Origin of the sequence: Streptomyces chilikensis (assembly GCF_001642695.1) — a bacterium.
GTDB classification, from domain to species: Bacteria; Actinomycetota; Actinomycetes; order Streptomycetales; family Streptomycetaceae; genus Streptomyces; species Streptomyces chilikensis.
The window spans coordinates 746-9,244 of the sequence record NZ_LWCC02000115.1; the positions used below are offsets into that span (position 1 = coordinate 746).

Below are 8,499 nucleotides of genomic sequence, written 5' to 3' on the forward strand. Positions count from 1 at the left end.
GGGACCATGGCGAATTCACCGTCCGGCGAGACGGTCACCGAGCGGATCGTCCGCGTCCTGGAGACGTTCGACACCGACCGCACGGTGCAGACGGCGTCCGGGATCGGGCGGCGCGCGGGCCTTCCGTCGTCCACGGCGCACCGCATGGTGGCCGACCTCGTGGAGTGCGGGCTGCTGGAACGCGACGAGGAGCACCGGGTGCGTCTGGGCATGCGGCTGTGGGAGCTGGCCCTGCGCGGTTCCCACGCGCTGCGGCTGCGCCAGGCGGCGTTGCCGTTCATGGAGCGGGTGCAGGCACGGGTGCGGGAGCACACCCAGCTCGCCGTGCTGGAGAACGACGAGACGCTCTTCGTCGAGCGGCTGTCCCATCCGCAGGCGGGGGCGAACATCACCCGGATCGCCGGCCGGCTGCCCCTGCACGCCTCGTCGTCCGGGCTGGTCCTGCTCGCCCACGGCCCGCGGGAGTTGCAGGACCGCGTCCTGGGGGCCCCGCTGGAGGCGGTGTCGCCGGAGACCGTCACCGACCCGGCACGGCTGCGCCGGATCCTGGCCGGCATCCGGCGCGACGGCGTCGTCGTCGCCCCGGGGACGGTCGAGACCGTGTCGACCGGGGTGGCCGTGCCGGTGCGGGAGGGACGCGGCCGGGTGATCGCCGCGCTGTCGGTCGTCCTCCCCCGCGAGGCGCCCACCCGCCCGGCCGTGGACGAGCTCCGTGCCGCGGCCGCGGGCATCTCCGCCGCGGTCGGCGCCCACCTGCCGTAGCGGCCGCGGCGCGCTCCGGGCGCCCGGCCCGCCCGGCCCGCCCGAAGAGCGCTTCCCGTTGAACGGGAAGCGCCGTCGTCAACAGGCGCGCCGCGCGCCAGACTCCTGCCATCCCCGGCCCTCGAAGGAGACGAGATGCCCGTCCGCACCCGTGTCGCCGTCATCGGCGCAGGTCCCGCCGGCCTGCTGCTGTCCCACCTGCTCGGCCGGCACGGCATCGAGTCGGTCGTCATCGACTCCCGCAGCCGTGAGGAGATCGAGACCACCATCCGGGCCGGCATCCTCGAGCAGGGAACGGTCGAGGTCCTCGACCGCACCGGGGCGTCGGACCGGGTCCTCACCGCGGGGCAGAAGCACGAGGGCATCGAGCTGCGGTTCGACGGCGAGGGCCACCGGATCGACTTCGCGGAGACCGTGGGCCGCGCGGTGTGGCTCTACCCGCAGCACGAGGTGCTGAAGGACCTGGTCGCCGCGCGTCTGGCGGCCGGCCAGGACCTGCGGTTCCAGGTGACCGCCGAGCGCGTGGAGGACGCCGGGACGGACCGGCCCCGGGTCGTCGCCCGGGACTCCGAGGGCGGGCCGATCGAGATCGAGGCCGAGGTCGTGGTCGGTGCGGACGGCTCCCGCGGGGTCGCCCGCGAAGCGGTCACCGGCGCGCGCGGGGGGCACTTCCGGGAGTACCCCTTCGCCTGGTTCGGCATCCTGTGCGAGGCGCCGCCCAGCGCGGAGGAGCTGATCTACAGCAACTCGCCCGACGGTTTCGCCCTGATCAGCCAACGCGGCCCCGGCGTGCAGCGCATGTACTTCCAGTGCGACCCGAGGACCGATCCCGAGGCGTACACCGAGGAACGGCTGTGGGAGATCCTGCAGGCGCGCGTCCCCGGCACCACGCTGAAGGAGGGCCCCGTCTTCCAGCGGGACGTGCTGCGCTTCCGGAGCTTCGTCGCCCACGACACGCGCCGTGGACGGGTCGTGCTGGTCGGCGACGCCGCGCACACCGTGCCGCCGACCGGCGCCAAGGGCATGAACCTCGCCGTCGCCGACGTCGTCCTGCTCACCGACGCCCTGCGCGCGCTGCTGATCGACCGGGACGGGAGTCCGCTCGACGCGTTCCCGGAGGCCGCCCGGCGGCGCGTCTGGAAGGCGCAGCACTTCTCCTGGTGGATGACGAACATGCTGCACCTGCGGCCGGAGGCCGACGACTTCGACCGCATGCGGCAGATCGGCGAACTGCGCACGGTCGTGGAGTCGGAGGCGGGCCGCGCCTACCTCGCCGAGGCGTACACCGGCTGGCCGCTGCCCCGGACCGCGCTCGACGTGTAGGGGTGGCCGGGGGCCGTCGTCGGGCCTCCGGCCGGGCGGACCGTCGCCGCCCGCCTGCCCGCGGGGGCGGCGGCCCGGTGGCGCTAACGTGTTCCGCGCACCAGGCGCCAGCGCCTTCCCCGTCGGCCCGTCCGCAGTCCCCGGCGGACCGGGGGACCTCGTCCGCACGTTTCCCACGGAGGCCCGGAGATGAACACCTCGTCCGTCCACCCCTTCGATCTCGTCGACGTCGACGGTCTGCTGAGCGACGAGGAGCGTGAGATCCAGCGGACCGTACGGGCGCTGGGCGAGCGGGAGTTGCGCCCGCACGTCGCCCGGTGGTTCGAGGAGGGCGCGATCCCCGCCCGTGAACTGGCCCGCACGCTCGGCAAGCTCGGCGTGCTCGGCATGCACCTGGAGGGCTACGGGTGCGCGGGCACGAGCGCCGTCGCCTACGGCCTGGCCTGCCTGGAGCTGGAGGCGGTCGACTCCGGGCTGCGGAGCCTGGTGTCGGTGCAGGGGTCGCTGGCGATGTACGCGATCCGGACGTACGGCTCCGAGGAGCAGAAGCAGCGGTGGCTGCCGGGCATGGCGGCCGGCGAGAGCATCGGCTGCTTCGGCCTCACCGAGCCGGACGCCGGCTCGGACCCCGGCGCCATGCGCACCAACGCCCGGCGGGACGGCTCCGACTGGATCCTCAACGGCACCAAGATGTGGATCACCAACGCCTCGGTCGCCGACGTCGCCGTGGTGTGGGCCCGCACCGAGGACGGCGTCCGCGGCTTCGTCGTGCCCGCCGGCACCCCGGGTTTCTCGGCCCCCGAGATCCGGCGGAAGCTCTCGCTGCGGGCGAGCGTCACCGGCGAGCTGGTCCTGGAGGACGTCCGGCTGCCCGCCGACGCGGTGCTCCCGCAGGCGCGCGGCCTGTCCGGCCCGCTCGGCTGCCTCAACGAGGCCCGGTTCGGCATCGTCTTCGGGGCGATCGGCGCCGCCCGCGACTGCCTGGAGGCCGCCATCTCCTACGCCTCCGAGCGCACCGTCTTCGGCCGTTCCCTCGCCTCCTACCAGCTCACCCAGCAGAAGCTGGCGGACATGGCGGTGGAGCTCGACAAGGGCATGCTGCTCGCGCTGCGCCTCGGCCGGCTGAAGGACGAGGGGCGCCTGCGTCCCGAGCAGGTCAGCGTCGGCAAGCTGAACAACGTCCGCGAGGCCATCGCCATCGCCCGCGAGTGCCGGACCGTCCTGGGCGCCAACGGCATCACCCTCGAGTACCCGGCGCTCCGCCACGCCAACAACCTGGAGTCGGTGCTGACCTACGAGGGCACCAGCGAGGTCCACTCCCTGGTCATCGGCAAGGCGCTCACCGGCGAGGCCGCCTTCCGCTGAGGCCCCCGTGACCCGCGCCGGCGTCCGTGCGAGGATCGCGCCGTGAACGATCTCCGCTTCCGTCCGGCGACCGACGGTGACCTCGCCGCGCTCGTCCGGCTGCGTGACGACGCCGCCCGGTGGATGCTGTCCCGGGACGTCACCGGCCAGTGGCGGCCGGGCGAGCTCGACGAGGAGCACTTCCGCAGGGTGACGGCCCGCGGCGGCGAGGTCTGGCTCGCCACGGCCGGCGAACGGCTGGCCGGGGCCTGGGAGTTGTGGTGGAAGGACGAGGAGGCGTGGGGGCCGCAGCCACCGGTGGCCGGCTACGTGCACCGGCTGATGGTCGACCGCCGCACCGCCCTGCCCGGCACCGGCCGGCTCCTGCTGCGGGCCGCGGAGGAGCGGGTGGCCGCCGTCGGACGGAACCTGGTCCGCCTGGACTGCCTGGCCGGCAACGCCCGGCTCACCGCGTACTACGTCGGCAACGGCTACCGGGTCGTCGGCCGCAAGGACGGCAAGCCCCAGCCCGGCGGCGCCCCGAAGTCCTTCACGCTCCTGGAGAAGTCGCTGCCGGCGGGCGACGAGGGGTGACCGCTCGGCCCGCCGTCCGGCCCGGCCCGGAGGCGGGCGGGGCCAAACGGCCGCGCCCCCGCCGCGTCCCGCCGTGCCCCGGCGGCACCGGCCCCCTCGTCCGGCGCCGCCGGCGGGCGGCCCGTTCACCAGCGCGGAACCCTCTTCTCGTAGGCGGGATCGACGCGCCGCATGTAGCCGGTGTCGTCACGGTCCCGGAGACCGCAGGCGAGGTACTGCTCGTGCAGACGGGCCAGCGCGTCCCGGTCGAGTTCGACGCCGAGCCCGGGGCGGGTCGGCACGGCCACCGCTCCGTCGCGGAAGGTGAGGGCACCCGGAGCGATCACGTCCTCGGTCTTCCACGGCCAGTGGGTGTCGCAGGCGTAGGTCAGGTTGGGGGTGGCGGCGGCCAGGTGGGTCATGGCGGCCAGGCTGATGCCCAGGTGGGAGTTGGAGTGCATGGACAGGCCCAGGCCGAAGGTGTCGCAGATCCCGGCGAGCAGGCCCGAGCGGCGCAGGCCGCCCCAGTAGTGGTGGTCGGAGAGCACGATCCGGACGGCGCCGCGGGCGACCGCGGGGGCGATCTCCTCGAAGGAGACCACGCACATGTTGGTGGCCAGCGGCATGGAGGCCTCGCGGGCGACGGCGGCCATGCCGTCCTGCCCGGGGGTGGGGTCCTCCAGGTACTCGATCACTCCGTCGAGTTCACGGGCGACGCGCAGCGAGGTCTCCACGCTCCACGCGCAGTTGGGGTCGATCCTCAGGGGGAGTCCGGGGAACGCCCGGCGCAGCGCGTGGACGGTGTCGATCTCCTGGTCCGGCGGGAGGACCCCGCCCTTGAGCTTGAGGGCGGTGAAACCGTAGGTCGAGACCATGCGGCGGGCCTGGGCGACGATGCCGTCGGCGTCGAGGGCCTCGCCCCACCCGTCGGGTTCCGCCCCGGGGTGCGCGGCCCATTTGTAGAACAGGTAGGCGCTGAACGGCACCCGGTCGCGGACCGCGCCGCCCAGCAGGTCGCTGACCGGGCGGCCCGCGGCCTGCCCCTGGATGTCGAGGCAGGCGACCTCGAAGGGTGAGAAGACCCGGTCGACGGTGCTGCTGGTGGTGATCATCCCGGTGAGTCCGTGACCGTCGCTGCCGGTGTCCCCGTCGAGCGCCCGGGCGACGGCGGCCCGGGCGCGGCCGAGGTGGTGGACGTCCAGACCCGTCAGGGCGTCGGCCGCGGCGCGCAGGCGGCGCAGGTGACCGCTGTCGGCGTAGGTCTCGCCGAGGCCCAGGAACCCCTGGTCGGTGTGCACCTCGAGGACGGCCCGCAGGGCGTAGGGCTCGTGCACGCCGACGGCGTTGAGCAGCGGCGGGTCCTGGAAGGCGACGGGGGTGACGGTGACCGAGGTGATCCGTATCGCGTCGCTCACCGGCCGGCCTCCTCTCCGGTCCGCCCGGCGATCTCGAGTCCGGCGTCGAGGATGCGGCGCAGCCGTTCCAGGTGCTGGGGCGCCGGGTCGGTGAGGGGTGGACGGACGCCTCCGACGTCGTGGCCGCGCAGCGCCGTTCCGGCCTTGATCAGGGAGACGGCGTAGCCGGGGACCTCGTCGCGCAGGGACACCAGCGGGTGGAAGAAGTCCCGCAGGAGGAGGTCGGTGGTGTCCTGGTCCCCGGTGGTGACGGCGCGGTGGAAGGCGTGCGAGACCTCCGGCGCGAAGCAGAACACCGCGGAGGAGTACAGCTCGACGCCGATGCCCCGGTAGGCGGGAACGGTCACCTCGGCGGTGGGCATGCCGTTGAAGAACTGGAAGGGCTTGCCGGTGCCGGCCAGCGCGGCACGCACCGCCAGCACCGTGCGGGAGAGCCCGCCGAGGTCGCCCACTCCGTCCTTGAAGCCGGTGACCTTGTCCAGCCGCGCCACTTCGGCCGCCGCTTCGGGGGTGAAGCGGGCGTTGGAGCGGTTGTAGACGATCACCGGGAGGTCGCTCGCCTCGGTGACCTGCCGGGTGTAGGCGACCAGGCCGGCGGCGGGCGACTCGACCAGGTAGGGCGGGAGCAGCAGCAGGCCGTCCGCCCCCGCCTCCTGGGCGACGCGGGAGAAGCGCCGGGCCAGCGGCAGCTGGCCGCCGGTGCCGGCGAGGACCGGAACCCGGCCGGCCGTCGTCTCGACGACGGTGCGGACGACCTCCTCGTACTCGTCGGGGTCCAGGGCGTGGAACTCGCCGGTGCCGCACGCGGCGAAGACGCCTCCGGTGCCCGCGTCGAGTCCGCGTGCGACGTGTTCGGCGAGGGCGTCCCTGTCGATGTGTCCGGATGCGGTGAAGGGAGTGACCGGAAAGAACAGCACGCCGTCGAGCATGGGCACCTCGGACTCCTGACGTCTACATATGTGGACGGCATTCTCATGTGCGAACCATCGTCCGCACTGTAGGGCGCGGTCCGACAGCCGGTCAAGGCACCGTCGCCGACTCCCCGCCTTCCGGGCGCTCCTGACGGCGCGTCACTCGCGCCTCCGGAGTCCCGGGAGTTTCCGGGAGCCCCGGCAATGCGCGGGAGCCCCGGCAGGGGAATTCCGCACCCCCGTGCACGACCCGGTGCCGAACCGTCGCCCCGTGCTTTTCCCGGCCGCCTGGCGTGTGGTGCACGAGACCCCTGTGCCGGGCGAAAGTGGTGCACGGGTTCCCTGGTTCGCCCCATGCCCCGGGCATAGTCTCCTGATCCCGCCCCCTTGAGGCCCGGGCTGCTTTCCCGCAGCGCTCCCCTGTGGCCGCGGATCCGAAGGACACGACGCATGCTCGAAGGATTCAGTTTTCTCTCGGTCACCGACGTCCCCTCCAGGGAGGTGAAGGAGGGCATCACCGCGAAGATCCTCAAGGAAGGCACGACGGACGACCCGTCGGTCCTCATGGAACTCACCTTCGCCCCGGGTGCGGCCTTCGGCAGGGACGAGCACGCGGAACTGGAGATCCTGCACGTCCTCGAAGGCGAGTTCAGCGACGGTGACTCCGTTCACGGCCCCGGCACCGTCATCATCGGGCATCCTGGTTCGGTGCACTTCCCGGCCTCCTCGTCGGGCTGCCGGGTGCTCGCCTTCCATCCCCAGGGCTGAGTTCCGGCCCGGGCCGACCGCGGGCACCGGCGGCCGGCCGATCGTTCTTCCCGGGCGGAGTTCGCGGCGCCCGGCACGGCAAGAACACGCTCCGGGGAAGTGGTCGCCGGCGAGGGTTCCGGCGTTCCGTCCCCAGGGGCGACGACAACACCTTCCTGGTCGATTGGCGATAACGCGTGCTCGATTACACGGACTTGGTCATCGGAGCGTCGTCCGCGCTCGGTTCGGCGATCGTGGTGTGGTCGGCCTGCCTGCCGGGCAGGCGCCGGGCCGCGCGGCAACTGGACGAGGCCCTGGCGGCCGCCCGGGAGAAGGCGGAGGCCGCCGAACTCGCCCGTCAGGAACAGGGCCGGCACTGGCAGTACGCCCAGCAGGTGATCGGCGAACTGGAGGGACTGGTGGAGCGGCGGCTCCCCCAGGTGGTGCAGGAACTGGAGGGTGTGCGGGTGCCGGCCACGGCCGGACTCGCACACCCTTCCGTGTTCGAGGGCACCGAGGTCGCCGGCTATCTCTCCGCCGCCGAGAACCTGGTGCGCGGCGCGGGCGACGTGGTCCGGCGCGGCGTGGAGGAGTCGGCGCGCGGGGCGCTGCGCGGCATCGCGGAGGAGGTCCAGGCGGCGCTGACGCACGCCCAGGCCGACATCGACGACGGCCTCGACGACCTGGAGCTGACCGGCGGCGGAGCGTACGCGGGGGCCAAGGACCTGCGGTCCATCCTGACCAAGGTGGACCACAGCGTCACCATGGGCGTCCACAGCGTGCAGCGGCTGCGGATCCTCACCGACTCCTGGCCGGGGGTGCAGCGCGCCAGCTGCACGGTCGCGGAGATCGTCGAGAGCGCCCGCGGACGTGTCCGGCACAGCGACGCCGTCGACTACGCCTACCAGGTGGACACCGGTGAGACCGTCGTCGACGGTCTGATCGTGGAGCCGGCCATCGTGGCCCTGACCGAGCTGCTCGCCAACGCGACCGCCTACTCCGGCGGCACGGTCTCGGTCCACGCGCAGCGGGTGCCCAACGGGCTCCGGTTCTCCGTGGAGGACCAGGGCCTCGGCATGGCCCCGCTGCAGCTGGAGGAGGCGGAGCGTTCCCTCGCCGCGGGCGGGGCATGGGTGACCGATCTGGCGGAGCCCGGACGGCTCGGATTCCTGGTGGTGGGACGGCTGATGTCCGAGTACGGCCTGCGGGCGGGGCTCGCTCCGTCCGCGTCGGGCGGCATGCGCGCCGACCTGCTCGTCCCCGACGCCCACCTGCAGGAGGAGGCGCCGCGGTCACCCGCCGCCGCGGGGGACCCGCGGCCCGCCGGGCACCCCGGGTCCGCGGACGGCGGACGGCCTCCGGCCGTCCCCGGTCCGCGGGCGCCCATGGCCGCGCTCTCCGCGACCGCCGGCACCTGGGGCGGC

8 protein-coding genes are annotated in these 8,499 nt (G+C 73.8%); 6 read left to right on the forward strand and 2 right to left on the reverse strand.

What is annotated here, in order from left to right; all coding sequences use genetic code 11:
- The 4 genes from A2U95_RS25255 to A2U95_RS25270 form a co-directional block, all read left to right on the forward strand.
- On the forward strand, nt 1–762 hold a 762-nt coding region (locus A2U95_RS25255; protein ID WP_338104486.1), incomplete at its 5' end, for an IclR family transcriptional regulator.
- Nucleotides 763–897: 135 nt separating this feature from the next.
- Nucleotides 898–2,085, forward strand: coding sequence for a 4-hydroxybenzoate 3-monooxygenase (locus A2U95_RS25260; RefSeq protein ID WP_166027122.1), 1,188 nt, complete (start codon nt 898–900; stop codon nt 2,083–2,085).
- Between the two features lie 189 nt (nt 2,086–2,274).
- A complete protein-coding gene (locus A2U95_RS25265; protein ID WP_166027124.1) occupies nt 2,275–3,450 on the forward strand; it encodes an acyl-CoA dehydrogenase family protein in 1,176 nt (391 codons plus the stop codon).
- A 42-nt stretch (nt 3,451–3,492) separates the two neighbouring features.
- Complete coding sequence (locus tag A2U95_RS25270) at nt 3,493–4,023, forward strand: GNAT family N-acetyltransferase (protein WP_166027126.1); 531 nt, start codon at nt 3,493–3,495, stop codon at nt 4,021–4,023.
- A 125-nt stretch (nt 4,024–4,148) separates the two neighbouring features.
- Here the strand turns inward: A2U95_RS25270 and A2U95_RS25275 are convergent, their stop codons facing one another.
- Both A2U95_RS25275 and A2U95_RS25280 read right to left on the reverse strand, forming a co-directional pair.
- Complete coding sequence (locus A2U95_RS25275) at nt 4,149–5,417, reverse strand: glucarate dehydratase family protein (protein WP_166027128.1); 1,269 nt, start codon at nt 5,415–5,417, stop codon at nt 4,149–4,151.
- A complete protein-coding gene (locus A2U95_RS25280; RefSeq protein ID WP_166027134.1) occupies nt 5,414–6,346 on the reverse strand; it encodes a 5-dehydro-4-deoxyglucarate dehydratase in 933 nt (310 codons plus the stop codon). The genes A2U95_RS25275 and A2U95_RS25280 overlap by 4 nt, the downstream gene beginning before the upstream one ends.
- A 432-nt stretch (nt 6,347–6,778) precedes the next feature.
- On the opposite strand from A2U95_RS25280, the gene A2U95_RS25285 reads away from it, so the two are divergent.
- Nucleotides 6,779–7,096, forward strand: coding sequence for a cupin domain-containing protein (locus A2U95_RS25285; RefSeq protein WP_166027130.1), 318 nt, complete (start codon nt 6,779–6,781; stop codon nt 7,094–7,096).
- 176 nt (nt 7,097–7,272) lie between these two features.
- Nucleotides 7,273–8,499 (forward strand): sensor histidine kinase (locus A2U95_RS25290; RefSeq protein ID WP_166027132.1); only part of this gene is annotated, 1,227 nt, incomplete at its 3' end.

Excerpts from the sequence above, each read along its gene's own strand:
- A2U95_RS25280 (WP_166027134.1), bottom strand. The coding sequence starts at position 6,346 with ATGCTCGACGGCGTGCTGTTCTTTCCGGTCACTCCCTTCACCGCATCC.
- A2U95_RS25265 (WP_166027124.1), top strand. The coding sequence starts at position 2,275 with ATGAACACCTCGTCCGTCCACCCCTTCGATCTCGTCGACGTCGACGGT.
- A2U95_RS25260 (WP_166027122.1), top strand. The coding sequence starts at position 898 with ATGCCCGTCCGCACCCGTGTCGCCGTCATCGGCGCAGGTCCCGCCGGC.
- A2U95_RS25285 (WP_166027130.1), top strand. The coding sequence starts at position 6,779 with ATGCTCGAAGGATTCAGTTTTCTCTCGGTCACCGACGTCCCCTCCAGG.